This is a genomic window from Erysipelothrix sp. strain 2 (EsS2-6-Brazil), assembly GCF_016617625.1.
Classification (GTDB): domain Bacteria; phylum Bacillota_I; class Bacilli_A; order Erysipelotrichales; family Erysipelotrichaceae; genus Erysipelothrix; species Erysipelothrix piscisicarius.
Genome location: NZ_SBAR01000008.1, coordinates 26,290 through 52,824 on the forward strand (window position 1 = coordinate 26,290; position 26,535 = coordinate 52,824).

Sequence of the window (26,535 nt, forward strand, 5' to 3'; positions counted from 1 at the left end):
ATAAAAGAAGCACCTTAGTTCGCTAAGGTGCTTTCTTTATATAAAGATATCGTTTACCCGTTCAGTTTTTTCTGAGAATTCATCACGGTATTTTTCGGCGATGATGGCCTCACCTTTTTGGAGTGATGCTTGAACATCAATAATTCGTTGGTTTGTAGAACCTCTGAACAGCGCAGCGAGGTTTTTCTTTTTTATTAAAAAGCGTCCGTCAATGAGAATGTCTAATTGTGAAAGAAATTTTTGTACAAAAGGATCTCGATGACGTAAGAGTGCTTCAAAGGTGTAACCGCTGTATGACCATAAGTTGTAGCCTTCTTCTTTTAGTCTTTTCGCAATGAAATAAAGTTGTTCAGCCTGGACAAAGGGTTCACCACCAGAAAAGGTCACTCGTTTTAAATCAGCTCGAAGAATTTGTTGAATCACTTCGTCAACTTCAATAAGCTCACCACCATCGAAAGGAATGGACCTTTGATTATGGCATCCAGGACAGTTGTGAGGACAGCCCTGTGTAAAAACTACAGAGCGTATCCCTTCACCGTCCACAATGGAGTCTGAAATAAATGAAGCCAATCTAATTTTCATAGCGATGTTTAACTCGGTCGTGTTCTTCAGAACGTTTTGCATCATTAAAGCGATCTAGAGTCCCAACAAGATACCCGGTAATCCGACGGATGCGTTCAAATCCATAATCACCGTCGTTTTCAAGTCGTCCACAACTTGGACATTCTTCGTTAATGATTCCTGTATAACCGCAGATTGGATCGCGATCAACGGGATGGTTGATTGCACCATATCCAATTTCGTTGTCATGCATCATACGCACGACTTCTTCAAATGCTTCAAGATTTTGGGTCGTGTCCCCATCAAGCTCTACATAAGTGATATGACCACCATTTGTGAGTGCGTGGTAAGGTGCTTCAATTGCCAATTTATCTTTGATAGAAATATCATAATAAACAGGAACATGGAATGAATTGGTATAGTATGTACGGTCAGTAACTTCTGGAATTGATCCGAAAATTGAACGATCAATACCAACAAATCGACCTGATAAACCTTCGGCTGGAGTTGCAATGAGTGAGAAGTTAAGTTGTTCTTCTTCAGTGTATTTATCGGCTAAATCACGCATAAATCCAACGATTTCAAGTCCAATACGTTGGGACTCAGGACTTTCACCATGATGTGCACCCGTTAACGCTTTTAGACATTCTGCAAGACCGATAAATCCAAATGCAAGTGAACCGTGTTTTAATACTTTACGTAGGTTGTCTTTAGGCTTAAGATCTTTTGAATTTTTCCAAACCCCTTGACCCAATAAAAATTTAAAATTCGATACGGATTTACTGCATTGAATTTCGAAACGCTCAAGCAATTGATCTTTCACAAGTTCCATAAGGTGTTCAAGTTCTTTATAGAAACCATCAAAGTCCGGCTCGTCATGATTCAGAATTCCATGCTTGATTCCAAGTCTCACAAGATTAATAGATGTGAAGCTTAGGTTACCACGACCGGTTACTTCTTCGTGTTCTGGATCTGTAACATCTCCCATTACACGTGTACGACAGCCCATATACGTGATTTCAGTTTCATAACGACCATCTTTGTAATATTGTTTATTAAATGGTGAGTCAATAAATGAGAAATTTGGGAAAAGACGCTTTGCGGATGTTTTAATTGCAAGTTTAAACAAATCATAGTTTGGATCTTCAGGATAGTAGTTGACACCTTCCTTAATTTTAAAGATGGAGATTGGGAAAATAGGTGTTTCCCCCTTACCGAGTCCCTTATCAAGTGCTTTAAGGTAGTTTTCCATAACCATTCTACCTTCAGGTGTTATGTCCGTTCCAAAGTTTATTGAACTAAATGGAACTTGAGCACCTGCACGAGAATGCATGGTGTTTAAGTTGTGGATAAATGCTTCCATTGCTTGGAATGTAATACGATCAGTAGTTCTTAGAGCCTTATCATAAGCCTTATCCACCAAGTTCATTAAGACATCATTCTTTTTCATGAGGGGTTCAAACGCTTGGATGTCAACGGTGATTGATGGCAGCTGGTCAATATGCTTAATAACTTTCGAAAAATCAACTTCGTCGAGGTGTTCTGTTATTTCTAAAAAATCATAAAGCTTTTGTTTGAATTGTTTTTTAAAGGTCGCAAGCACACCAGGAGCCATATAATAATCAAATGCAGGAATACTTTGTCCTCCATGTTGGTCATTTTGGTTTGATTGAATTGCGATTGCGGCCAATGCGGCATACGAAATGATATCCTTTGGTTTGCGTAAGTGTCCGTGTCCTGTTGAAAAGCCATCCTCAAAGAGTTGTTCCAGATTAATTTGGTTACAGGTTGTTGTTCCCATGGGTAAGAAATCCATATCATGAATATGAATTTGTCCAGCATCATGGGCTTCATAGTAATCCTCACTCATTTGATAAGCTTTTGCGAATTCTTTAGAAACGGTTGAGCCAAACTGCAACATCATCCCCATTGGACTGTTTCCATCAACATTAGCATTCTCACGCTTGGAATCTTCATCGACGGCCTCTTTTTGGTTTAATTTTTCAATTGCCTTCAAAAATTTATGCTGTTTAGAGATGAAAATTTTTCGTGATTCATTTCGACGATTACGGTATTGGGAAAATGATTCGTAAACATCAGTATAATTTTGACGGAGTAGTTCACGTTCAATTAAGTCTTGAATATGTTCAATGGAAATATAGTCTTCATGCACTGCGATTTCTTCGATTTGTTTTAAAACCTCCATGTAGACGTGGTTTGCATCATCGTTTGAATATTTATTTGATTCGAGTGAATCAAAACCTTTTTTGATTGCAATTGCAATTTTCTCGCCATTAAATTTCATTTTTTGATTATCACGCTTTAGTATCGTGATTTTATCTAGGTGTTCTAATCCTTCCATTTTTACCTCCTACAGTATTTTGATCACGGACTTTTATCCATGATTATCTTGTATATCTATCATACATTTAGATAGAAATCTTGCCAAGATGAAATGGGGTCGCAATCGATTAGTACACTACTTCACAAGTAAAAGCGTATAATATTTAATGATAATCGTTATTAATTCAAGAAACATTCATGTTTTTTCTTGTTTTTTTAGGTTATAATGCCTTATACAGTGTATAAATGAAAATCGTGAAAATATATGATGATTATCATTGTGTGATATAATCAAATTAGAAAGATAGGGGTGACGAAGTGATAATTGTAAGACTAGATCGGGTCATGGCAGATCGTAAAATGACTCTAAAAGAGTTGTCGGAACGTACAGGGCTTTCTGAAGTGAACCTTTCGAAATTAAAAAATTCTCGTGTCAAAGCGATTCGGTTTTCAACCTTGAACGCCATCTGCACAGAATTGAAGTGTCAACCACGCGATATCTTGGAGTTTGTTTATGATATCTAGTGGTGAATGGGTGAGGGGTTATCGATTCGTGATACTTATTTAAAACCAAGAGGGTGATCTCTTGGTTTTTATTATATATATAAGGATAGTTTAATAATATGGATAATATTATTTATGTAGCGGTTAGAATGATTGACATATATGTTGGAATAGCATAAGGTGTTTTTGGTATATATAAGAATAAATTGTATTTTGAATGAATATTTGTTAAAATTAATCTAGAAAAGATAGAAAAGGTTGGATATTATGGCAAAAGTATTATTACTAATCATATCTGCGGTTATAATTGTTTTATCTCTATTACAAAGTGGAAAATCAGAAGGATTTACAGGCGCTTTCTCAGGCGGAAAAGGATTGGACTTATTCTCGAACACAAAAGAACGTGGTGCTGAGAAGGTTATCTCTAATCTAACAATGGGTGCAGGAATTATATTCTTTGCTCTTGTTTTGTTTATCCTAAAAACACAAGTATAGGAGAAACCGCTTAAAGCGGTTTTTATTTTTATGAGTAAATATAAAAATTATGAAGCAGTAAAGACTCAGTTGGAGTCATTAAAAGAACAAGTGTTGTTAAGTACGTTTATAGAGAGCGTAGTTGAAAACAAAAAATTAAATGTTGATGAAATTAATGAGGTACTTGAAGAAATGTCTTTGGGTAAAGAGATTGTCATCGATGGTGAAAATCTTTACTATATTGATAATGTGAAGTATGGTATTGGTTCTTTTCGTGTTGTCCGAGAAACATTTGCGTTTGCGGAAACACTAAGTGATTCATTTTATATCGGGAAAGATGATTTTAATGGAGCGCTCGATATGGATGATGTACTCTTCGAAATTAAAAGCAATGAAAAACGATTTGGGGTTGTGATTAAATCATTAAAACGAAACCGTGATGTAATTTTAGGTACGATGAAAAAAGATGGAAAAAAATTATTCTTTATTCCTTATGATAACAAAATTACATTTAAAGTTGAGTATGATCCATTGAATCATGATTTGAAGGAAAATGATCGTTGTATTGGCCGTATCACTTCAGTTGGTGAGCGCATTCATGTAGCGATTATTTCTGTGTTAGGTCAAGCGGATGAACCAGGAATGGATGTTCTAAGTGTTCTTTTTGTTTATGGCATTGATAATGAGTTTAAACAAGAAGTTTTAGATGAAGTGAAGAATGTTCCGACTGAAATTGATCAAAATGAAACGAAACATCGTATGGACCATCGTGATCAATATGTTATTACGATTGATGGTGAAGATGCGAAAGATTTGGATGATGCGATCTATATGGAGGCATTAAACGGTGGATACCGTCTCTATGTCCATATTGCGGATGTTGGCCATTATGTTCAACCTCAAACTGCTTTAGATCGAAGTGCCTATGAACGTAGTTCCTCAGTCTATATGGTTGATCGTGTGGTCCCAATGTTGCCAAAAGAACTTTCTAACGGTATTTGTTCGCTTCATCCTAACGTCGATCGATTGACGATGACATGTCAGATGGATATCAGTTATGCAGGGGAAATTATTGACTATAACATTTATGAGTCTGTTATTTGTTCCAAACGTCGTATGAGCTATAAAGAGGTAAATACATCACCCGATCTTGGTGAAGTTCAAGATATGGTAAGTATGATGCTCGATTGTGCACGACGTCTTCAATACAAGCGTAATCAAGCAGGTCAAATTGGTTTTGATAGCGCCGAAAGTCAGTTTGTTATTGATCACGAAGGAAATGTATTGGATATTTTCTTAAGAGAACGTGGTGAAGCAGAAGAGATGATTGAATCCTTTATGGTTATTGCGAATGAGGTTGTGGCACAACACTGCCGTTATCAATCGATTCCAGTATTATACCGTGTCCATGAAGCACCTGACCGTGAAAAGATGCAAGAGTTAAGTCATACACTTCGTATTCTCGGTTATCGCCTTAAAGGGAATTTAGAAGAGATAAGACCTAAAGAAATTCAAAAAGCATTGAAGTATTTTGAAGGGAAACCAGAATATCCTGTTGTATCACGTCTTATGTTGCGCTCGATGACCAAAGCGAAGTACAGTCAAGAACCGCTTGGCCATTTTGGTCTCGCCCTAGAAGACTATACTCACTTTACATCTCCAATACGACGTTACGCTGATTTATTACTACACCAACGAATCAAACAATATGCTGTTAAACATGATTTTTCTAAATTAGAAAAAGATGAGCAGTTTACGATTGAAGCTGGTTTGCATGTGTCGAATAAAGAACGCTCGATTTTAGATGCAGAACGTCAAGTTGAGAAGATTAAAAAAGCTCAATTTATGTCTAATAAAATTGGCGAAGAGTATGTTGGTTTCATTAGCGGGATTAGTAATTTTGGAATTTTTGTGGAGCTCCCCAATACAGTCGAAGGACTCATCCATGTTAGAAATTTAAATGATGATTTTTATACCTTTGATGGCCCTTCACAAAAAATGATTGGTGAGCGAACTGGAAGAACATACTCAATTGGTCAAAAACTTAAAGTAAAACTTGTTTCGGTTGATGAGCTTGAACATGTTGTTAATTTTGAGATCATCGGTCAAAAGAAAATAAGTCGTCGTAAACCAAACTCAAACAAGGACAGTTTCAAGCGCAATGAACGTCCGAATGAAACAAAATATAAAGAAAAGCGAAAGGGGCGAAGAATTAATGACCGTCGTCGCAAAAAATCGTAAAGCATTTCATGAATATTATATTGAAGATCGTTATGAGGCGGGTATTGTTCTAACAGGTACAGAAATTAAATCTGTACGACAAGGTAAGGTTCAATTAAAAGATGCCTTTATCTCGATTGTTAACGGTGAAGCCTATATTAAGGGAATGCATATCGCTCAGTTTGAACAAGGAAATCGATTTAATCATGATGAGACCCGCGAGCGTAAGTTATTGTTGCATCGACATGAAATTGAAAAACTTGTTAAAGCTCAACAACTTCAAGGGTACACAATTGTTCCGTTAGATCTCCATTTATCACGAGGTCGTGCTAAACTTGAAATTGCGACAGCAAAAGGGAAGCATCTCTTTGACAAACGCCAAGTTGAAAAAGAACGAAGTATTAAACGAGACATTGAGAAAGCGATGAAACGATAAGAAGCATTTATGCTTCTTTTTTTTTAGGGGAGGAATGATTGGTTACAAATTTAGAAATGCACGAATGCTCTAGAGGATTTATTGACTTATTTCTGATTAAGTTGTACTATCAAGATAACACATGGAGGTGTTGAATATGAAACTTTGGATGATAATCTTAGCGATTGTAGTTGTAATTGCTTTGTTTGCGATTTCAGCTTACAACGGATTAGTTAAACTTCGAAATATGGTTGAGGAAGCTTTCTCAACAATGGATGTATATTTGAAAAAACGTTATGACTTAATTCCAAACCTCGTTGAAACGGTTAAGGGATATGCAGGTCATGAAAAAGATACACTTGAAAATGTCATTGCAGCACGAAATAAAGCGGTAAATGCTCAAGGTATGGAAGAACAGTTAGCTGCTGAAGGTGATTTAAGTAAAACGATGGGACGTCTATTTGCGCTTACAGAAAGCTACCCTGATCTTAAAGCAAATACAAACTTTATGGATTTGCAAGGTCAACTTAAAACGATCGAAACAGAAATTGCACAATCCCGTAAGTACTATAATGGTGTTACACGTCAATATAATATAAAACGTGAAACATTCCCTACAAATATTTTTGCGAATATGTTCGGATTTGCACGTAAACCTCTTTATGAAGTTGATAATGAGACAGAACGTCAAAACGTTAAAGTTCAGTTCTAATTGAGGGAGGTTACTCCCTTTTTTTATAAGGAGGATTCTTTTATGAAGCGTATAAAACAGTTAATATTTGCAATGGTACTCGCTCTAACATTATTCATCACTCCTTTATCAGCAAATGAAACAAGGAGTAAAGTCGCGAGCTTACCGAGTCCTACTTCTTCTGATATTCAGAATCATTATAAAGATTATGGTTTTCCAGTTGTCGGAGAATCGTTTGATATCGCTTTAGATGTCAAAGAAGATGGTCGTATAAACGTTAATATTGTATTGGATGCATATTTTCATGAACCAAGACAAGGGATTTTTGTTACAATAGCGGACCGCTATAACGATTATGATTTTGGTAATGGTCCTAAAGATTATGTATTTCCGACCTCTGACATTCGTGTGAAAAATCGTGATGTGGAGATAGATCATAATAGTGATGGTGCAGTGTTAAAAATTGGGACACCCGGGAAATTTTTACAAGGTTCTCAACGCTATGAATTTTCGTATGTGATTAACACAAGAGACTTAGAATTAGAACAAGGTGATTTGTTATATCAAAACTTAATTACACAGTACTGGGATTTTCCAATGATGAAAACTTCATTTAAAATCCAAATGCCAAAGTCTTTTGATGCAACACCCAAGTTTTATGCAACAGCGCATAATCTACCAGTGGAATACAAAGTAGATGGAACAACAATCACAGGATCCTTTAATCAACCCCTTTATCAAGAGGCGTTGAGTGTGTGGTTGGATTTACCTCATAACTATTTCGTTTTTCCAATTTTCGATAAGACCCCAATTACTGTTGGGATATCGGGCGTGTTAGCGCTAATCATGGCTATACTTTTCTTCAAATACGGTCGTGAATATCCAATTGTGGATACGGTTGAATTTAGTGCGCCTTACGGACTTTCGAGTGCTGAAACTGGATACGTTTATCGCGGTTATTCGAAGGCCAATGATATTGTCTCGTTAATCATTTACTGGGCATCTAAGGGCTATCTAACAATTGAAGAATTGGATGAAAAAGGAAAGAATATAAAATTAACAAAAATTGCTGAGTTATCGGATGTCCGCAATCGTGAAGAATTGCGTGTATTTAATGCACTCTTTAAAAATCGAGAAGAAGTGACAACGAAAGAACTCAATACAAAATTTGGGAACGTAATTAGTAATGCTACGGCATCCTTGTCACTGAGATTCAGACAGAATAAAGAAGAACGTATTTTTTCGAAATCTTCAACTGTTTTAAAAACAATCGGTATGTTTGTGGCACCCATTGGTATTGCAATCGTTTTAGCATCAGTAGGTTATGCACGTATGGGTATTGAGGATGATGCGTATATCTTTGGGATAATGGGATATAGTTTGTTTATGGTACTCGGAATTTTTGGTTATTACGCTACGTCATTTGATGGTGTTGCGGGAACTCGAAAACCTAAGAGTATGTCCCTATTGTTTTTTATCATAAGCGCAATTGCGACCGTCGCATTGACCATCGCAACCGGATGGGGTTTTAAAAATCCGCTTCCAATGATCTTGGCGTATGTTTTTTTCTTAATAAGTGTTGTAAGTGTTGCGAATATGGGCCGAAGAACAAAAATCGGTTCAGAATGGTATGGACAGATTCTAGGGCTCAAGCGCTTTATTGAGGTTGCGGAGCAAAGTCGTCTTGAAGCATTGGCTGAAGAAACTCCTGAAATCTTCTATGATATCCTTCCATATGCTTATGTTCTGGGTGTAACGGATGTTTGGTCTAAGAAATTTGAATCCATTGCAATCCAACAACCGGACTGGTATATTTCATCTCAACCGAATTTCTCTACATACTATATGTGGCATTCTTTGAGTCGATCGATGAATACATTACAGGCTTCTATGGTTTCAATACCTGCACCAACTGCCTCTTCAGGTGGTGGCGGGTCATTTGGCTCTGGCGGCGGTGGCGGATTCTCCGGAGGAGGATTTGGCGGTACCGGTGGTGGAAGCTGGTAAAAGCATCTCGTAAGAGATGCTTTTTTCTTTATACTCAGGAAAATAAAATATGAGGTATAATATTAGTAATGTATATAGGGGGTTATGATGGATTTTTTTAGAGGCTATAAATTTAAAACAATTATCGCGATCATCTTTAAGTTCATTGAGGCAGTTTTTGAACTGCTCTTGCCACTTTTGATGGTCAAGTTAATTGATGTCGGAATTGTGGGCAATGATTTAAACTATATTTATAAAATAAGTGGTTTCATGCTGCTGTTTACAATTTTGGGTTATTTATCATCAATTGTCTGCCAATATTTGGCATCACAAATATCACAGCAGGTAGGAGGGCGTATTCGTCTTTCGTTGTTTGAAAAAATTAATTCATTATCACTTGGTGATACAGATTTATTTTCCAGTTCAATGCTCACAACGCGTGTTACAACGGATGTGAATCAAATTCAGGAAATGATTGCTAAGACCATTCGGCTTGCGGTTCGAGCACCCATGATTATGTTAGGAAGCCTCTATGCGCTTTACCATCTTAGCCCAATACTTGGAAAGCAGTTATTGTTTACGCTTCCTCTGTTTCTTATCGTTGTGGGTTTGTTTATGCGTTTTTCGATGGTCTATCATCTTGATGCACAGTCTAAACTTGATCAAGTCGGTCAAAAAGTTAAAGAATATCTTAGTGGTGTAAGAATTGTTCGTGCTTTTTCTCAGACTGAGAGAGAAATTAATAATTTTTCACGTCGTAATAAGTCTTTAGAACAGAAACAACTAAAAGTTGGTTTTGTGTCTACCCTATCAAGCCCGCTTACCTCGTTTATGATGAATCTCGTTCTTGTGGTATTAGTTTATTCTGGAGCACTCCAAATCAATGAAGGATTCATGACACAAGGCCAAATGGTTGCCGTTATTAACTATTGTACTCAACTTGTTATGACCCTCATCGTTTTTATGAACCTCGTGATGATTTTTGCTAGAGGGTATACCTCTAAGAAGCGCGTTGATGAGATTTTACACTTAGAGTCCAGTATGGATATATCAGGGAAAGAAGGTCTATATGCTGGTCCCTTGGACATCGAATTTCAAAATGTATCGTTTGCATATCCGAATACCAATAGAAATGTACTCAAAGATATCAATCTAAAAATCAGACCCAAAGAAACATTAGGTATTATTGGTCTCACCGGGAGTGGTAAAAGCAGTTTAGTAAAACTCTTGCCACGTTTATATGATGTGAGTGAGGGAAGCATTCAAATTAATAATCAAGATATTAAGGTTTATTCTATAGATTCATTACGAGAACATATTGGTTATGTTTCTCAAAGTGCTTCATTTCTAAGTTTGACAATGGAGGAGAACATAGAAATGGAACAGAAGCGAGATGTCGTGAGTGCACTTCATCATGCTGAAGGGAAAGAATTAATTGATAAAGGTTTAGATTTTCAAATTCAGGAAGGTGCAACGAATTTATCCGGTGGCCAACGTCAACGTCTAAGTATCGCAAGAGCCCTTGCGAAAAATCCAGGCCTCCTAATTTTTGATGATTCATTCAGTGCGTTGGACTACCTCACAGATAAGCGTTTGCGTGAAAATTTAGAACGTTATTATGGGGAAAGTACCAAAATCATCATTAGTCAGCGGACGAGTTCGGTTATGAACGCTGAAAATATTATTGTGATCGATAACGGCGTCATCATCGCACAAGGAAACCATCAAACGCTTCTAGAGAGCTGTGATTTATACAGACGCATCAACGCATTGCAAGAGGAGGGAAATGATGAGAAACAATAAAAAACTTCTTTTGTTATGTGTCCTAGCGAGCATCATTTCGAGCTTCGCCTTGGTTATAACTCCATATTTCCTAGGAAAAGCCATAGATGGCATGGTGGGATATCAAAATGTCGATCTCCAATTTGCCACAAAAATGTTAAGCTACACCGCGGTGGCGTATTTTATGCACTTTATTTTGAGCTGGGCGACAAACCGTATGGCGAATCGTTTTTCAGTTCGATTCGTATCAAATTTGCGAAGTGATCTCATGAAGAAAATTACGCACTTACCAATTTCATTTATTGATCAACATGCGCATGGAGATCTTCAAAATTTATTTGTTATGGATAGTGAACTGATTATTGATGGAATGTATCTTTTGTTGACACAGTTTTTAGGTGGTGTCTTCGTAGTCTTGGTTGCAGCTTATTACATGATTCGTATTAACTTAGTAATGAGTCTGGTGGTATTTGTGATGGTGCCAATCGTTTATTTTACCTCGAAATTAATTTCTCGAAAATCGTTTGGCTACTTCCAAAAACAACAAGAGCTTTCCGGGAAACTTAGCGGTAAAACCTCTGAATTTGTAGACAATTATCATCTTGTGCTTACAAGTAATTACAAGAACCAAGCCATTCAAGAATTTTCAAATATTAACAATGAACTAAACAAGGTTGGTGAAAAAGCACAATTCATGTCTGCATTAACCAACCCGACAACTCGATTAATGAACAACTTATCCTATGTTTTATTAGGATTAACGGGCGCTTTCGGCGTATTAAATAACACCCTTACAGTAGGGTTGATGACAAGCTTTTTGAGTTATTCGATGATGTTCTCAAAACCGTTTAATGAATTCAGCGCAATTATTTCGCAAATTATTGCAGCGAAAGCAAGTTATCAGCGGCAACAAAAGGTTTTTAACGAAACAAACGAAGTAGATTGTCTTCAAGAAACAAAATTAGAAGGAAAGACAGTTGCATTTGAAGATGTTAATTTTTCATATGATGGAAAACATACCATTATAGAAAATCTTAATTTACAAATAAATCCTTTAAGTAAAGTTGCGATTGTCGGTCCTACCGGTGCGGGGAAATCGACACTGCTAAATTTATTGATGCGATACTATGATGCAGATTCCGGCTCAATACTCATTGATGGATTAGAAGTAAATGATGTGTCTCGATCAAGTATTCGTCAGACGATGTCAATTGTCTTACAAGATCCGTGGCTGTTTGAGGGTACAATCCGTGAGAATATTTCTTATGGCAATGAAAAAGCGACGGAGGAAGAAATTATTCGTGCGGCAAAACAAGCGGGATGTCATGATTATATTATGTCACTTGATGGTGGATACGATTCCCCTATAAAACTGGGGTCACAAAATATATCTTTAGGTCAAAAGCAACTTATTACAATTGCGCGTGCTCTTTTAATGGATGTTCCAATCATTATACTCGATGAGGCAACAAGTAGCGTTGATGTTGTAACGGAACGACATATTCAAAATGTCTTCACCCAGATTATGAAATCTCACACAACATTTTTTGTAGCACATAGACTTTCAACGGTAACAGACTCAGATATGATTCTTGTTATGAAATCGGGAAGGCTTGTCGAACAAGGGACACACGAGGAACTGATGGAACTTAGAGGCTTTTATTATGAACTCTACACGAGTCAGTACTGATGTGAAGTTATGTGACAATCTTATGAATATATTTAATAAAAACACAAAATATGATATTCTTATAGACAGTCATGAATATTCACCGATAGCGTGATATAATTAATGAGAATAAGGAGGTTCTTATGCCATTCGCCTTAATAACATTTCAATCAATTATCAATAGTTTAAAGGCTATCGTAGACTTTTCAATTATTTGGGTTTTGGTTTATTACATTCTGAGAATTGTTAGAAACAACTCTCGAACTGTTCAAATTTTCAAAGGTATCGTATTAATCATTGCGATGCGTTTTGTTGCTCATAAACTAAGTCTCACTACATTAAAAGCGCTACTCGATCTATTGATTCAATATGGATTCTTGGTCGTAGTCATTATTTTTGTACCAGAAATTCGAGCAATGTTGGAACGACTCGGGAAAACATCTGTTTTTTCTGCGCTCCATTCTTTATCAGGTAATGAAAAGGAAAAACTTGTGGATGAACTTGTGGATGCTGCAACAGTGCTAGCGGAACGCAAAACAGGTGCACTTATCACACTAGAACAAGGGCATTCATTAGCGGATTATATTAAAACAGGAACTCCAATTAATTCATCCGTTACTTCTGAACTTTTATGTTCAATTTTTGTTACGTCGACGCCTTTACATGATGGTGCTGTAATTATTCAAGGGGATCGAATTGCATGTGCATCTGCATATTTCCCACCAACCGCTCAAGATTTACCAACGCGCTATGGTGCACGCCATCGTGCTGCAATTGGATTAAGTGAAGTTACCGATTCCGTAACAATTATTGTTTCTGAAGAGACAGGGACAATTTCAATTGCTGAGGGTGGAAAACTTCGCGAAATGGATGCAGCAAGTCTTCGAGAGTATCTCAATTTGTTAATCCAAAATAGCGAAAAAGAAGTAAGTCAAAGCTTAGGTGCTCATCGTAAACAGCGTAAGTTTAACTTATCAAAATTAAATGTTGATCCTATTAAGATTGAAAAAGTTGATAGCTCAGATTTAAACCTTAAATCAACTGAATCTGTAGAATCAAATGCTGAAAAGAGAGACTTTTCAAAATTAATGGGTATTTTCAAAAAGAAACCTAAAGATAACGATGCTAAAGATAAAACTGGAGATGACGCTAAAGCTGTAATAGGTAGCGAAACCAGTGCTCCTCAAGAAGATGAATCAAAAACGTCCGAAAATGTGGATCCCGTAACGACCGTAGATGATACGAATTCATCCGATAAACTAAACGATGAAGGAGGTGAGCCAAATGAGTCCGAAGAAAGATAAAAAGAATAAAAAATTTGATTCTGAGGATAAACTTGAGCTTGCGCAGATTATCGCAGAACGATCTGAAAAAATTACGAATCTAACGGAATCAGTCGGCGATGCATTTTTACGCGTTTTACGTTGGTTAAGTGCATGGTTTGACCGTATTCTCTTTAACCCTCGACACGCTAAACTTGTTGCGTTTGCAGTCGCATTGCTTATTTATTTTGCATTCAATGTTTCTGCTTCAACACCATCACCTGTGAACCAAGCACGTCAAATTCCAGATGTCCCAGTTGTTGTAAAATATAACTCTGAAATGTATGAAGTTGTGGACTTTGATGAAAAGGTTGATGTGATTGTGTTTGGGGATTATAGTGATATATCAATGGTAAACCCACAAAACGATCTTAAGGTTGAACTTGACTTAAGTGGACTTGCAGAAGGTACACATCAAGTAAATTACAAAACAAATATTACGTCTGCACGAATTCGAACAACGATAACACCAGCCTCTGCGAATGTTACAATTCGAATCAAAGAGGCAAAACGTATGACCTTAAGTACAGAATTTGTAAACCAAAATAAACTCGGAAGCCAATATGTCTTAGGTACTCCTGAGCTCGAAACACAAGATGTTACAATTAAAGCCTCGAAAGAAACAATGGCTCAAGTTGCTTTTGTAAAAGCATTGATTGATGTAAGTGGACAAACTGAACAGTTCACAACAGACGCAGAAATCGTTGCATACAATCAACAAGGAGAACGCTTAACAACTGTTGACGTACTACCGAAGACTGTCAAAGCGAAGGTAGATGTAACATCACCGAATAAAACAGTTCCGATTAAACCCGTCTTCCAAGGTGATATTCCGGAAGGTAAGGCAATTGCATCGCTATCGATGGATAATGAAGCGATGACAATTTACGCACAGCAATCGGTACTTGATAGTATTGAAGAAATAAAAGTTCCAATTCAAGCGAGCGGTTTAACAAAAGATACGAAACTCGTTCATAATATTAGTCTTCCTTCAGGAGTCCGTCATGGTACGGTTTCAAAAGTTAACTTTGATATCAAACTCGGTGAAGGGGAAACTAAGAAATTTGATGATATTCCAATTCTATTTGTTCATAATGTCAACCAGTTAAAAATCTCACCAGGTACTTCGGGTGATCAAAAGACTGCGACAACAACATCTCTAGAAGTATTTGGAACCAAAGAAAATATTGAGAAATTCAAACCTGAGAACGTTAAAGTATATATTGATATGCGTGACATTGAACCAGGTGATAATCAAGAAGTGAAACTTTATGTTGAGTATAACGATCCAACATCGTCACTCTACTCAGTTAAATCAACAAAAGAAACGGCAGTATTTAGTTTTAGAAAATAAGAGGTAAGTATTTATGGGTAAGTATTTCGGAACAGACGGACTTCGCGGTAAAGCGAATGATGCTCTGAGTTTAGATATTGCAATTAAAGTGGGACAATACTTGGGTTACTCGTTTAAAGGCCAGAGAATTGTAGTTGGACAAGACACAAGACTTTCGTCAGGAATGTTCGCAAGTGCAATTGCTGCAGGGGCGACATCAATGGGTGCTGATGTATATCTACTAGGTGTTTGTGCTACACCGGCACTAGCATATGCAGTAAAAAACGAAGGCTTCGCAGGAGGTGTAATGATTTCTGCGAGTCACAATCCTTACTACGATAACGGTTTAAAATGCTTTGCTTCGACGGGTATGAAAATATCGGCAGAATTAGAAGAAAAAATTGAGGCATACATCGATGGTGAAATTTCCATCGATGTTGCCCAAAGCAATGAAATTGGACGTGTAGTGGAATTTCCGGAAGGATTAGAAACATACATTCAATATCTCGAATCTTTAATTGATGTGCGATTTGATGGATTAAAAATTGTTCTTGATACCGCAAATGGATCGGCTGTATCTTCTGCGGAAAGACTGTTTAAAGATTTAGGCGCTCAGGTGACTGTGATGAATAATAATCCGGATGGGATTAATATCAACACGGAATGTGGATCAACACATCCCGAATCATTGCAAGCAAAGGTCGTAGAGTTAGGAGCAGATATGGGATTTGCTTTTGATGGTGATGCAGACCGCTGTTTAGCAGTTAACCATAAAGGTGAAATGGTTGATGGTGATGAAATCTTATTTATTCTTGGTCGTTTCTTTAAATCAAGAGAGCAACTTAAAGAAAACACAATTGTATCAACTGTTATGGCAAATTTAGGGTTTTTAAAATCATGTCAAAAATCGGGTTTGAATGTAATTACTACAGACGTTGGTGATAAGCATGTTTATGCATCGATGAATGAGAATGATTTTAAACTTGGCGGAGAACAGTCGGGACATATTATTTTAAAAGACTATGCGACAACAGGTGATGGTGTACTTACAGCACTTGTTATTGCGGAAGTAGCATCAAAAGCTGGAAAAACATTAGCAGAGCTCGGTTCGGAATGTATTCGATTCCCACAACTTCTTCAAAATGTTCGTGTTAATGATAAACAAGCAGTTATGAACCATGAAGCAGTTAAAGAAGCAGAGCAACGAATTCATCATGAACTTGGTGATGAAGGTCGTTTGCTTCTAAGACCTTCAGGTACAGAGCCACTTGTCCGCGTCATGGTTGAAGCACAAACAGATGATTTGTGTGAACACTATGTCAATGATATGATTAATGTAATCAATAACATTGAGTAAGGGTGATAATATGAAATATGTGATCAGTATTGTAGAAGATGAAAAAGATTTAAATGAGCTTGTCAAAAGTTATTTAGAAAACGCTGGTTATGAAGTCCGCTCTTATTATACATATGATGAAGCAAATGCTCATGTCCAAGATGATGATGTTCATCTTTGGATTTTGGATATTATGCTTGATGATAAGAGTGGTTTTGACTTGATTGAACGGATAAAAATGCACTCACCTGCAACACCTGTAATCTTTATGTCTGCGCGAGATAAAGAGTTTGATCGAATCATTGGTTTGGAAAAGGGAAGTGATGACTACATTACAAAACCTTTTTCGCCCAAGGAATTGGTATTGCGTGTTAATAACATTATTAAACGTTCTTATAATCAAGATCTTCAAACCGAAGTTGATGGTTATGTCATTGATGAGAAACAACGTAAAGCGAGCAAAGATGGCTATGAACTTGAACTTACAACAAAAGAGTTTGATCTCCTGATGCTTTTCGTCAAAAATAGAGGTGTCGCCTTTACACGTGAACAAATTCTTGTTCATGTATGGGAAACCAATTATTTTGGGTCAGATCGAGTTGTTGATGATACCTTAAGACGTCTTCGAAAAAAAATGCCTGGTCTTAATATACAAACAATATACGGATTTGGATATCGTCTTGGATGATGAGAAATATTCGTGAGTTTATTAGAAAGCTATCGTTAACACAGCAATTAATTGCAATTGTTGTTTTTACGTTTGCTTTCTTTTTAGTATTCTTTTTTGGAGCGTTATCACTGAATATCGATAAGTTTGTGGATAAGCAAATGTATGACTTAATTCATCGAACGCAACAGAATGTTATTTATAACTATAAACGGGGCTTAGATGATGTCGATTTATATGGAGCTAATGACCCAAACATTATCCATGTTATTCGTAACAAAGATGGCAGTATCAAATCAAATGGTTTAAGTTTGATTAATGTCGATTTACTCAAACAAGTTAAAATTCAAATGGATGCAGTTGAGTTGGAACAGAGCATCAACTATCGTTTTAAGGATAGTAGCCTCTATACAATTACAAACATCCCTGATAAACAAGCTAGCATTGCGACACTAATTTCTCGAAATTACCAAAATGAGTTTAAATCGTTATTACTTAATAACGTAATTAATATGATTTTAATTATCATCGGTGTTGTATTTTTACTGTTACTTGTATGGGTAAGTTATATTATCCATCCTTTAAATCAAATTCGTGCGTACATCGAAAAAATCAAACGTAATGAGGATGCGGAATTGAATATTGAGCGTCATGATGAAATCGGAGAATTGGCAGATGTTCTCGTCGAAATGAATGAAGAGTTAAAGCGGCAAGAACGTGTAAAAGAAGAGATGATTCAAAATATATCTCACGATCTTAAAACACCGATAGCAACAATTAAATCATACAGTGAAGCGATTAAAGACGGCGTGTATCCTTACGAAACACTTGAAAAATCAGTGGATGTTATTATTCAACATGCTGACCGGTTAGAGAAAAAAGTCTATAATCTATTAATGTTGAATCGGATGGATTATATGACCCACGAACAAATTGATCAGGATAGTAATGTTGAACTGCGAGAAACAATGGAATCTGTAATCGTTTCTTCAAGTCAAATAAGACCAGAAATTGACTTAATTTTAAATGCAGAAGAACAGAATGTGTTTTTTGGAACGGAAGAACCATGGCGTGTTGTGGTAGAAAATCTTCTTGATAATGCATTACGTTACGCAGAAACCAAAATTGTGATTACATTAAAGAATGATTATTTATCCGTATACAATGATGGTTCGACCATTAATGAAAACCGAACAGAACAAATTTTTAATGCTTATGAAAAGGGAGAGGGAGGTCAATTTGGACTGGGGCTCTCTATTGTAAATAAAGTAGCGACAAATTATGGTTATGTCGTTAGTGCTTCAAACGTCGATGAAGGCGTAGTTTTTGAAATTAGAAAGGCAGGAATTTAAATGAAACAAAAAATTGATTCACGTATTGCTGTACTGATTGATGCAGAGAACGTTCCATATGCTAATATTGGCGGTGTATTAAGAGAAGTTGCACGTTATGGTACGCCAACCGTTAAAAGAATATACGGAGACTGGACGAAACAAACGGCTTCAGGTTGGAAAAGCCACTTATTGGAACATGCAATTACACCAATCCAACAATACTCCTATACAACAGGTAAAAATTCATCCGATTCCGCGATGATTATTGACGCGATGGATATTTTGTATGAAGGAAATGTTGAATCCTTTTGCATTGTCTCTTCTGATAGCGATTTTACGCGTTTAGCGGTGCGTTTAAGAGAAGCGGGCAAGTATGTTATCGGTATTGGCGAACAGAAGACACCAAGCGCTTTTATTGCTTCATGCGATAAATTCATTTATATAGAAATTATTGACTTGGTTGAAACGGAGCGTGTTGATTCTAAAACTAAACTTTCAGTTGATAAGAAAAATAAATTACATCAACTGATTGCTTCATCAGTAAATGATCTCGCAGATGATAATGGTTTTGTTTTTATGGGGGATTTAGGGAATTTAATTATGAAAAAGCAACCGGATTTTGATCCTCGGAATTATGGTTATTACCAACTAACCCCGCTCATCAAAGCACTTGGACAATTTGACATCGACGAAAGAAGGATTCCAAATAGTAATGTTAAACATGTGTACATCCGAAACAAATAGTTTATAATATAAGTGAAAAGAGGATTTGTATGCATAAGAAATTAGTTTTAGCGAGTCAATCACCAAGAAGACGTGAATTAGTAACGAAACTTGGGGTGGCTTTTAATGTTGTTTCACCAACCAGTGATGAGACCCTTGATTTATCACTTACAGTTGAGGAGCAAATTGAAAGAATATCTGAAGAGAAAGCATTAAGTGTGTTTGAAAACTATCAAGATTGTGTTGTTTTAGGATCGGATACCGTAGTTGTGTTCAATGGAGAAGTCCTAGGAAAACCCAAAAATGAAGAAGACGCAAAAAATACATTAATGAAATTATCCGGATCAAAACATGACGTCATTACAGGTGTATGTCTTGTTTCATCAGAATGCAAACGTGTATTCTCAGTAAAAACTGAAGTTGAATTCTTTGAACTAACAGAAGCAGAAATTGATGCTTATGTTGCTACTAAAGAACCTTTAGATAAAGCTGGCAGTTACAGTATACAAGGGTTTGGTTCTGTATTTGTGAAGTCAATTATTGGAGATTTCTACTCGGTAATGGGACTTCCAATATCTCAAGTAAATCAAGAGTTAATCCACAACGAGTGGTAAAAAAACGAAGAAATTCGTTTTTTTTTATGCATTTTATATCAAAAATTATAACTTTTATACCATATTTAACCTAAATTTCAATAAACTAAGGTATTGTTAGGAAGTAATAACTATTGGTAGCAAAACTATCATGCCTTTCAAATGAAGGAATAGAAGGTGCGTGGGGCATCTTTTATTTACAATAAAAATAGCGATTCATTCGTTATTTTTTTTTACGCATTTGCATATTTTGCTCAATATGTCATGATATACATAGAGAATGAAAGTAGAAGGTATTAATGTGGATTACGAAATAAAAGAATTGGATTATGAGGCGTTCATTCCCATCTACAACAATTTTATGATCAACGATTTCCCAGATGATGAATTGAGATCGTTACACAGTATTAAACGGATGTTTAAAGACGGACGTTACTCCGTTTTAGTCATGGTTGAAGATGAACGTGTACTCGCTTATGCAAACTTTATTACGGATGAAGATGAACGCGTTGCACTTTTAGATTATTATGCTGTTACCCAAGCAAGACGAGGACAAGGAATCGGTACGTTGTTCTTACAGAAAATACGGGAGACACTTGATGTGGACGGGTTACTCATTGAGAGTGAAAGACCGGATAAAGCGGAAACAGAGGATGATCGTATTATTCGAACGAAGCGTATTGATTTTTATGAACAAAATGATTCGGTCGTAACAGAGTATACATGGGAAGCTTATGGTGTTATCTATAATCTTCTTTATCTACCCATTGCGAAAGATGTGGATGCGGTTGATGTTGGCTTCAAAATTAAGGAAATGTATGGTTTTACATTACCCAAGGCATTGTTAGAAAAGTATACCAAGTTGTATGTAGAATAAATAAAAAATCTCGACGAAATCGAGATTTTTTATTTATTTCTTCGTATTTTATAGAGTGCCTTCGCTACAGGAATCGTAATGATTGTGGATACAAACGCTTCTGGAATCCCGTTAATAATGATAACACTAAGGATTGCTTTTGTAACTGCAATACCTTCAATACCACGCGCAGATCCGTAGGCATCTTTAAAGAGAAGATAGATGAGCCCCATTACGAATATTGTATTGGTCATGGAACCAAGGAATCCAGCAAGACCTAAACGTACTGAATCGTTTTTAATGACACGACTTTCCACAATATAGTAAGGAATAACACCGACTAAAATACGAGGGAAAAGTGCAATGACAAGGGCTAAGGGACTTCCCGATGTTGTACCAATAACAGGAACAAGTGGTGAAAATGCGAATGATAGAATGGATGGACTAAGGGTGTTGTTGATCATTGAGTTTATCCCAAAGATTAAACCCAATCCTGCACCCGCCGTTGGCCCAAGGATAATTGAACCGATAATGACAGGGATATGTACAATTGTTGCTTTTATAAAGCCGAGATGAATAAACCCAAGGGGTGTCATTGATAGTAGGATGATAATCGCGGCAAAAAGCGTAAAGAGTGTATAATTGAGCGTTTTCTTTTTAGCTTTCATAATTGTTTCCTTTTTGTATCCACCATGAGAGGAGGCCTTGTAGTAGTAAGTCGGGTTCGAAATGCCAAGATCCATTACATAACGGTAAGATTGCCTTTGAATTGCCACCGGTCACGACAAAGGTTGTACTTGGATAATCTTCAGATATAAGCGCACGGTAGTTTTTTAATATGGAGGCAGTACCATATAATGCACCTGATAATATATTCTGTTCTGTATTGAGACCAAGGTAATGAGGTGTATCATTAAGATTAATGGTCGGAAGAAGTCCAGTTTTTTCACCCAGAACGCTTAAACCCAGGCGTACCCCAGGCATAATAGCGCCACCTTTAAATTGATTCTCAGAGAGCACATTAACGGTCGTGGCTGTTCCTAAATCAAAAACAGCAATGTCGTTGCCATAAAGTTCTTTTGCACCATACAATGCGAGGATACGGTCCATACCCAGTTTTCCATCGGGATAAAGGGAGAAGTCCATTCCAAAATCATCGCTGTGTTCTAAAACTTTCGCATTCAGTTTGAAATAGGAATCCATAGAACTTTTAATTAATTGAGTTTTATCAGGTCTTACGGATGCGATAATACAAACATGAATCTCTTGATGTCTATTTTGCATTTCAAAATACTTTAAGAAATCATTTTGGGTTTGGTAAGCATGAGTCGGAATGGTAAATTGATCCGATAATTCATGTTCACCAAATCCAAATGCGGTATTAGTATTCCCAATATTAATCACACAAATCATGCGGAAACTCCTTGAAATAAAGCATCAACATGATCGAGAATTGTGTCAATTTCGGCAAGCGCTCCTTTTCCTTGATCGCCACATGCAAGTACTGAACTTCTTGGCTCAATTTCAACCCAACCTCGTTTTTCCAAAAGTTCTAAGTTATCTTGTGTTGCTTCGTTTTCATACATATAGGTATTCATAGCGGGTGCAATGAGTTTCGGAATACCATGCACGGCTAGCGTTGTTGTTGATAACATATCATCGGCAATGCCATGAGCGATTTTCGCAATAATATTTGCGGTAGCTGGTGCAATTAAAAGAAGATCTGCAGACTTTACAAGGTCAATATGTATGATTTTATTTGGATCACCCTCACTTAATACATCATAATGAACAAGATTTTTAGTGAGTGACTGGAACGTTAAAGGGGTAATAAAAGCTTGTGCAGAATGGGTCATAATAACGTGGACTGTATATCCGCGTTTTGTCAGCTCGTTGGCTAAATCTGCAGATTTATACGCGGAAATACTTCCACTAACACCTAATATAATTGTTTTCATATTGACTCCTGACTCTGTGTGTAGAGTAATTTTACGAGTGAAGACGCAATGGCTTCCTTGGTATGCGCTTGGTGAATCAAGCCGGTTTTATCAATAAAGTACGCTATGTGTTCGCTGTGATGAATATCCTCTAACCGATTCGCAACAACAAGGTCGCTTCCAGCCTGGTTTATTTGAGATTCGGCTGCGATTTTTAAGGATTCTAAGTTTGTATTGGATAATAATTTAAAGCCGACCAAAAAAACATCGGGTTGTTTTAGTTTAAGTTGATTTATGACCTTCGGTGTTTGTTTCAAGGTCAGTACCAGGTTTTTATTGGAAGAAGATATCTTCGCACTCATGGGTTCTTTTGAATCCAATAAAACTTGTCTAATATCTTCTTTTGTTGGTTGTGGATTCTGTTGCAAGAATTCAAAAACATTGGATGTCATGCGATCAAGAGACGTAATTGCATCCACTTCATAATCACTTATAGCCATAGCATGAATCATTACATCAAAAGAAACGGTATCAAAGAGGTGTGTAAGCACTCTAGAAACGGAGGCTACCGTATCCACTTCAAATTGTCGACACGACAGGGTAGGAAGGGCACTGCCTCGTGCATAGACATAATAAACATTTGCCCCTGCTTCGATGAATGCATCCGCAATTTTGCTTCCTAAACGACCCGTTGAGGTATTGGTGATGCGACGAACCGTATCGATGGGTTCAGAAGTTCCACCAGAAGTAATACATACATTAAAATTCGTTTTCATAAGAGACATCCTTTGCTAAAATCATGGCCCGAAGTTGTTTAAATTGTTCATCAACATTTGCTTCGGTAAGCCCTCCTAAAAGGGAATACACACTTAACCCTTCAATCATAAACATCATATGGTCGCGGAGCGCGTCGATATTGGGACTTACAACATAATTTTGTTTAACCCCTAAAGACAACATCTCCTCAAGTGTGTTACGAATGCTATCCACTTGAGCCTCACGAAATGCAAAATCTGCTTCAGATCGATGCGTAAAGTTGTATTCATACATGGCTCGTAATAAACTCTCGCTCATATTGAGAAGACGTTTCTTCTGCGTTAGAAAATAAGCGTCCAACAATTCCAAAAAATCAACATTTTGATGAACAGAGTCGCGAATCCCTTCGAATTTACGACGTTCTCGGGATAGGACAACATCTTTAAATATTTCTTCGACAGAGCTAAAATAAAGATAAATTCCTCCACGACTAATCTCACATTCTTCGATAATATCTTTCATCGTAACGCCAGCATACCCTTTACGGCAAAACACAAGGCGTGCTTTCTCGAGAATCAGTTCATATTTTGCCTTTCGCATTGCTTCATTTGAAACACGAGTCATCGAAACACCTCACTTAATGACACCAGTGTCATTTTTCTAAGCTTATTTTATGACACTGATGTCATTAAGTCAAGCGCAAATAAAAAAAGCCATCAAAATGGCTTCGTCTCACAACACAATGTAATGACTTGATCGGCTTCATCAAGAATTTTGAATCCAAGGTTTTGAAATAAGCGTAAAGAAAACGTATTGTGGTTTCTAACCTGTGCAAAGATTTCGGGGATACCTAATACGGTTGCTCGAAATAACAATCCTTCGACCGCAGCAGTTCCAATATGTTGGTTTTGATATTTTGGATCGATGATAATCTTAATTTGATTTCGAATAAGGGCGATACTACCACATTGATGGAAGGTATCCCCATGAAGAATTTCTATATAGTAAAGCTCACCATTCTCAGCAAGATTTGCATAATACGATTCGACTTCTTGATCCGAAAAAATCATACGATCGCCGCGAAGCGCAAACATCAAATCTTCGTTTTCCATCCATGATCGTGCTTCATCGGACAAAACATCAAATTTCACAAGATGTAAGGATTCTGATAAGTGTATAAAAGCTGGTTGATTCTTTGTATTCATAGTTACCCCTCCTTTAAGACAGTTTATCATGTGTCCCCTTCGAACTTGGTGAATGTTTATGGAAAATTCCCAAGCGCGTGTGTCTTTACATAAACGATTAGGTATTGTATATTTGTTTTACTTTAAAGGAGGATACGATGAATACAATTATAGGACTTGGTATTGTACTTGAAGCCTCAGATAAAACAATTGGACAAATTGAGAATATCATGGATCTTGTGGATAGTTATAAAACTAAAATGGAAATAACACATCCGAAAGAAGGGGATTATCACGATTGGATTACCGAAACTGTGGATGGAAATATCTATTCCACAATCGAAAAACTTGCCTATCGAACATCCTATGCTGATATTGAATTTAGAATTGGCGATACAGATGTGGAAGCGCGCATGAGCATCACGAATGAAACAGATGCATTGGTCGTGAAATTTGATATTGCGGAAGAACACATTCTACCGGAAAAGAGTGTAGAGCATTTAGAATCTGCGACACAATTAATAACACAAATTTTTGAGATTATTGATCGCAATGTCGAATATGAGTACTTATTCTGTGATAATGAAGCGGAATACCTCTATTCAAAAGAACGCCTCTTAGAAGTGGGTCATCAACCCTATGCGCTCTTCAAAATGAATGATCGCAATACAGTGTATGCACAATGGTATCTTGATGGTTTTACATTGAGAGGATCCCATTAAAGAATCAAAACCAGGTCTTTAGACCTGGTTTTTTTATAAAATAACTAGATTTTCATGTAAGCGATATGCGCTTGAACCAAATCGATTTCTAAAATAACCAATAAAGCAAGCACATTTAAGGAAGAAATTTATTTAAGCCGCTACAAATCACATCCGTTTTACGGTTTTTATCTCAAGATGGACAAGAAAAGGGCAGTATTTAAGGTGTAAAAGAAGTATGCTTAGTACTGTTTGGGAGGCGATGTCCATGGAAGAAACTAAAAAAATTAAGAGAAGAATCTTTTTAAGTGTTTTTGTATTAATCGTTGCATGCGCATGTCTATATTTCTTAGTAACATTTGAAGCGAGTGCAAGCCCTCAAGAATTTCCGCTTGAGAGTGGAAACTACATTGTGGGAACGGATCTCGAGCCAGGAGAATATATGCTTCTGACAGATCAAGAAGGGTATTTTGAAATAAGAAATCAAAATGCGACTCAAATTAAGAGTAATGATAATTTTAAAGGAAACTCAATTATCACGTTAAAGGAAAACGAAACAATTGAAGTATCAAAAGCACGTTTATATCCTTATGCCACATCACCGAAACTTAACCCACAGGCCGATGGCATGTATAAGATTGGTGAGCATTTAGAAGCGGGAACGTATAAACTACAAACTGAATTAAGTGGTTATTATGAAATCACAACAACATCCAATCACAATGTGGATGATATACTTGAAAATAATAATTTTACGGATCCAGTTACGATATATGTTAAGGATGGAGAGTATCTAAAGCTTAATTCAGCCTCAATTCTTGAACGTCCATCCTCATAAAATGAATAAAAAGCACTTACTGGAGACGGAATCGCCAATAAGTGCTTTGTTTTAATTAAAATGGTGCCGCCACCGAGAATCGAACTCGGAACTGAGCATTACCATTGCTCTATTTTGCCATTGAACTATGGCGGCATTGCATTACTATAATACTCAATGTAATTCAAAAAATCAAATACTATTTCAAATAAACTTCAAGGAAATATTTTTTAGTTAAGAATTCCCGTTATTTAGTAATGCTTTACTAATTTTTAGAAGTAACTTTTACTGATGAAAGCGTTATAACTGTGGTACAATGTTAAAAAATAGG

General features: G+C 36.7%; 26 protein-coding genes and 1 tRNA gene. 18 read left to right on the forward strand and 9 right to left on the reverse strand.

Translation table 11 applies throughout. The features are described 5' to 3' along the window. Window positions 1–36 precede the first annotated feature (36 nt). Both nrdG and EPJ89_RS05845 read right to left on the reverse strand, forming a co-directional pair. The gene (nrdG, locus tag EPJ89_RS05840) at window positions 37–582 is read right to left on the reverse strand and encodes an anaerobic ribonucleoside-triphosphate reductase activating protein (RefSeq protein WP_161637239.1); all 546 of its coding nucleotides are present in this window, start codon (window positions 580–582) and stop codon (window positions 37–39) included. Next, complete coding sequence (locus tag EPJ89_RS05845) at window positions 572–2,923, reverse strand: anaerobic ribonucleoside triphosphate reductase (RefSeq protein ID WP_161637237.1); 2,352 nt, start codon at window positions 2,921–2,923, stop codon at window positions 572–574. Before EPJ89_RS05845 ends, nrdG begins: the two co-directional genes overlap by 11 nt. Before the next feature lie 299 nt (window positions 2,924–3,222). On the opposite strand from EPJ89_RS05845, the gene EPJ89_RS05850 reads away from it, so the two are divergent. From EPJ89_RS05850 to EPJ89_RS05925, 16 genes are all read left to right on the forward strand, one after another. Continuing rightward, window positions 3,223–3,429 (forward strand): helix-turn-helix domain-containing protein, encoded by a 207-nt coding sequence (locus EPJ89_RS05850; protein WP_013852454.1) that lies wholly within the window; start codon window positions 3,223–3,225, stop codon window positions 3,427–3,429. A gap of 246 nt (window positions 3,430–3,675) precedes the next feature. Then, on the forward strand, window positions 3,676–3,903 hold the full coding sequence (gene secG, locus EPJ89_RS05855; protein WP_125163795.1) for a preprotein translocase subunit SecG: 228 nt from the start codon (window positions 3,676–3,678) through the stop codon (window positions 3,901–3,903). A gap of 30 nt (window positions 3,904–3,933) precedes the next feature. Further along, entirely contained in the window at window positions 3,934–6,123 is a 2,190-nt protein-coding gene (rnr, locus tag EPJ89_RS05860; RefSeq protein ID WP_200549243.1) for a ribonuclease R, read from the forward strand. After that, window positions 6,098–6,538, forward strand: coding sequence for an SsrA-binding protein SmpB (gene smpB, locus EPJ89_RS05865; RefSeq protein WP_237558307.1), 441 nt, complete (start codon window positions 6,098–6,100; stop codon window positions 6,536–6,538). Before rnr ends, smpB begins: the two co-directional genes overlap by 26 nt. Window positions 6,539–6,674: 136 nt before the next feature. Further along, on the forward strand, window positions 6,675–7,229 hold the full coding sequence (locus EPJ89_RS05870) for a LemA family protein (protein ID WP_161637231.1): 555 nt from the start codon (window positions 6,675–6,677) through the stop codon (window positions 7,227–7,229). A 42-nt stretch (window positions 7,230–7,271) separates the two neighbouring features. After that, window positions 7,272–9,215, forward strand: a complete 1,944-nt coding sequence (locus EPJ89_RS05875; protein WP_200549247.1) for a DUF2207 domain-containing protein — start codon at window positions 7,272–7,274, stop codon at window positions 9,213–9,215. 87 nt (window positions 9,216–9,302) lie between these two features. After that, window positions 9,303–10,997, forward strand: coding sequence for an ABC transporter ATP-binding protein (locus EPJ89_RS05880; protein ID WP_161637228.1), 1,695 nt, complete (start codon window positions 9,303–9,305; stop codon window positions 10,995–10,997). After that, window positions 10,984–12,666 carry an ABC transporter ATP-binding protein gene (locus tag EPJ89_RS05885; RefSeq protein ID WP_161637226.1) on the forward strand — a complete coding sequence of 561 codons (1,683 nt, stop codon included), beginning with the start codon at window positions 10,984–10,986 and terminating at the stop codon, window positions 12,664–12,666. The genes EPJ89_RS05880 and EPJ89_RS05885 overlap by 14 nt, the downstream gene beginning before the upstream one ends. A 122-nt stretch (window positions 12,667–12,788) precedes the next feature. Further along, complete coding sequence (gene cdaA / locus EPJ89_RS05890; RefSeq protein WP_125163791.1) at window positions 12,789–13,949, forward strand: diadenylate cyclase CdaA; 1,161 nt, start codon at window positions 12,789–12,791, stop codon at window positions 13,947–13,949. Next, complete coding sequence (locus tag EPJ89_RS05895; protein ID WP_161637224.1) at window positions 13,930–15,321, forward strand: CdaR family protein; 1,392 nt, start codon at window positions 13,930–13,932, stop codon at window positions 15,319–15,321. The genes cdaA and EPJ89_RS05895 overlap by 20 nt, the downstream gene beginning before the upstream one ends. A 13-nt stretch (window positions 15,322–15,334) precedes the next feature. Then, a complete protein-coding gene (glmM, locus tag EPJ89_RS05900; protein WP_161637222.1) occupies window positions 15,335–16,657 on the forward strand; it encodes a phosphoglucosamine mutase in 1,323 nt (440 codons plus the stop codon). A gap of 10 nt (window positions 16,658–16,667) precedes the next feature. Next, a complete protein-coding gene (locus EPJ89_RS05905; protein ID WP_003775921.1) occupies window positions 16,668–17,324 on the forward strand; it encodes a response regulator transcription factor in 657 nt (218 codons plus the stop codon). Beyond that, a complete protein-coding gene (locus tag EPJ89_RS05910; RefSeq protein ID WP_200542493.1) occupies window positions 17,321–18,655 on the forward strand; it encodes a sensor histidine kinase in 1,335 nt (444 codons plus the stop codon). Before EPJ89_RS05905 ends, EPJ89_RS05910 begins: the two co-directional genes overlap by 4 nt. Continuing rightward, window positions 18,656–19,381 carry an NYN domain-containing protein gene (locus tag EPJ89_RS05915; protein ID WP_125163787.1) on the forward strand — a complete coding sequence of 242 codons (726 nt, stop codon included), beginning with the start codon at window positions 18,656–18,658 and terminating at the stop codon, window positions 19,379–19,381. Between the two features lie 29 nt (window positions 19,382–19,410). Further along, window positions 19,411–19,974, forward strand: a complete 564-nt coding sequence (locus tag EPJ89_RS05920) for a Maf family protein (RefSeq protein ID WP_125163786.1) — start codon at window positions 19,411–19,413, stop codon at window positions 19,972–19,974. A 280-nt stretch (window positions 19,975–20,254) separates the two neighbouring features. Beyond that, window positions 20,255–20,830 (forward strand): GNAT family N-acetyltransferase, encoded by a 576-nt coding sequence (locus EPJ89_RS05925; protein ID WP_331836464.1) that lies wholly within the window; start codon window positions 20,255–20,257, stop codon window positions 20,828–20,830. Between the two features lie 29 nt (window positions 20,831–20,859). Here the strand turns inward: EPJ89_RS05925 and EPJ89_RS05930 are convergent, their stop codons facing one another. The 6 genes from EPJ89_RS05930 to EPJ89_RS05955 form a co-directional block, all read right to left on the reverse strand. Next, window positions 20,860–21,477, reverse strand: coding sequence for an ECF transporter S component (locus EPJ89_RS05930; protein ID WP_161637214.1), 618 nt, complete (start codon window positions 21,475–21,477; stop codon window positions 20,860–20,862). Next, window positions 21,467–22,222 (reverse strand): type III pantothenate kinase, encoded by a 756-nt coding sequence (locus tag EPJ89_RS05935; protein WP_200549248.1) that lies wholly within the window; start codon window positions 22,220–22,222, stop codon window positions 21,467–21,469. Before EPJ89_RS05935 ends, EPJ89_RS05930 begins: the two co-directional genes overlap by 11 nt. Continuing rightward, window positions 22,219–22,767, reverse strand: coding sequence for a phosphopantothenoylcysteine decarboxylase (locus EPJ89_RS05940; RefSeq protein ID WP_200549249.1), 549 nt, complete (start codon window positions 22,765–22,767; stop codon window positions 22,219–22,221). The genes EPJ89_RS05935 and EPJ89_RS05940 overlap by 4 nt, the downstream gene beginning before the upstream one ends. Then, the gene (locus tag EPJ89_RS05945) at window positions 22,764–23,522 is read right to left on the reverse strand and encodes a phosphopantothenoylcysteine decarboxylase (RefSeq protein ID WP_200549250.1); all 759 of its coding nucleotides are present in this window, start codon (window positions 23,520–23,522) and stop codon (window positions 22,764–22,766) included. Before EPJ89_RS05945 ends, EPJ89_RS05940 begins: the two co-directional genes overlap by 4 nt. After that, window positions 23,506–24,126, reverse strand: a complete 621-nt coding sequence (locus EPJ89_RS05950) for a TetR/AcrR family transcriptional regulator (protein WP_200542491.1) — start codon at window positions 24,124–24,126, stop codon at window positions 23,506–23,508. Before EPJ89_RS05950 ends, EPJ89_RS05945 begins: the two co-directional genes overlap by 17 nt. Window positions 24,127–24,218: 92 nt before the next feature. Further along, window positions 24,219–24,707, reverse strand: coding sequence for a GNAT family N-acetyltransferase (locus EPJ89_RS05955; protein ID WP_161637207.1), 489 nt, complete (start codon window positions 24,705–24,707; stop codon window positions 24,219–24,221). A gap of 137 nt (window positions 24,708–24,844) precedes the next feature. On the opposite strand from EPJ89_RS05955, the gene EPJ89_RS05960 reads away from it, so the two are divergent. After that, on the forward strand, window positions 24,845–25,408 hold the full coding sequence (locus EPJ89_RS05960; RefSeq protein WP_161637205.1) for an Imm64 family immunity protein: 564 nt from the start codon (window positions 24,845–24,847) through the stop codon (window positions 25,406–25,408). Window positions 25,409–25,655: 247 nt separating this feature from the next. Further along, a complete protein-coding gene (locus tag EPJ89_RS05965; protein WP_125163777.1) occupies window positions 25,656–26,225 on the forward strand; it encodes a hypothetical protein in 570 nt (189 codons plus the stop codon). Between the two features lie 61 nt (window positions 26,226–26,286). Here EPJ89_RS05965 and EPJ89_RS05970 read toward each other — a convergent pair. Next, a tRNA-Thr gene (locus EPJ89_RS05970) sits at window positions 26,287–26,360 on the reverse strand. Window positions 26,361–26,535 lie beyond the last annotated feature (175 nt).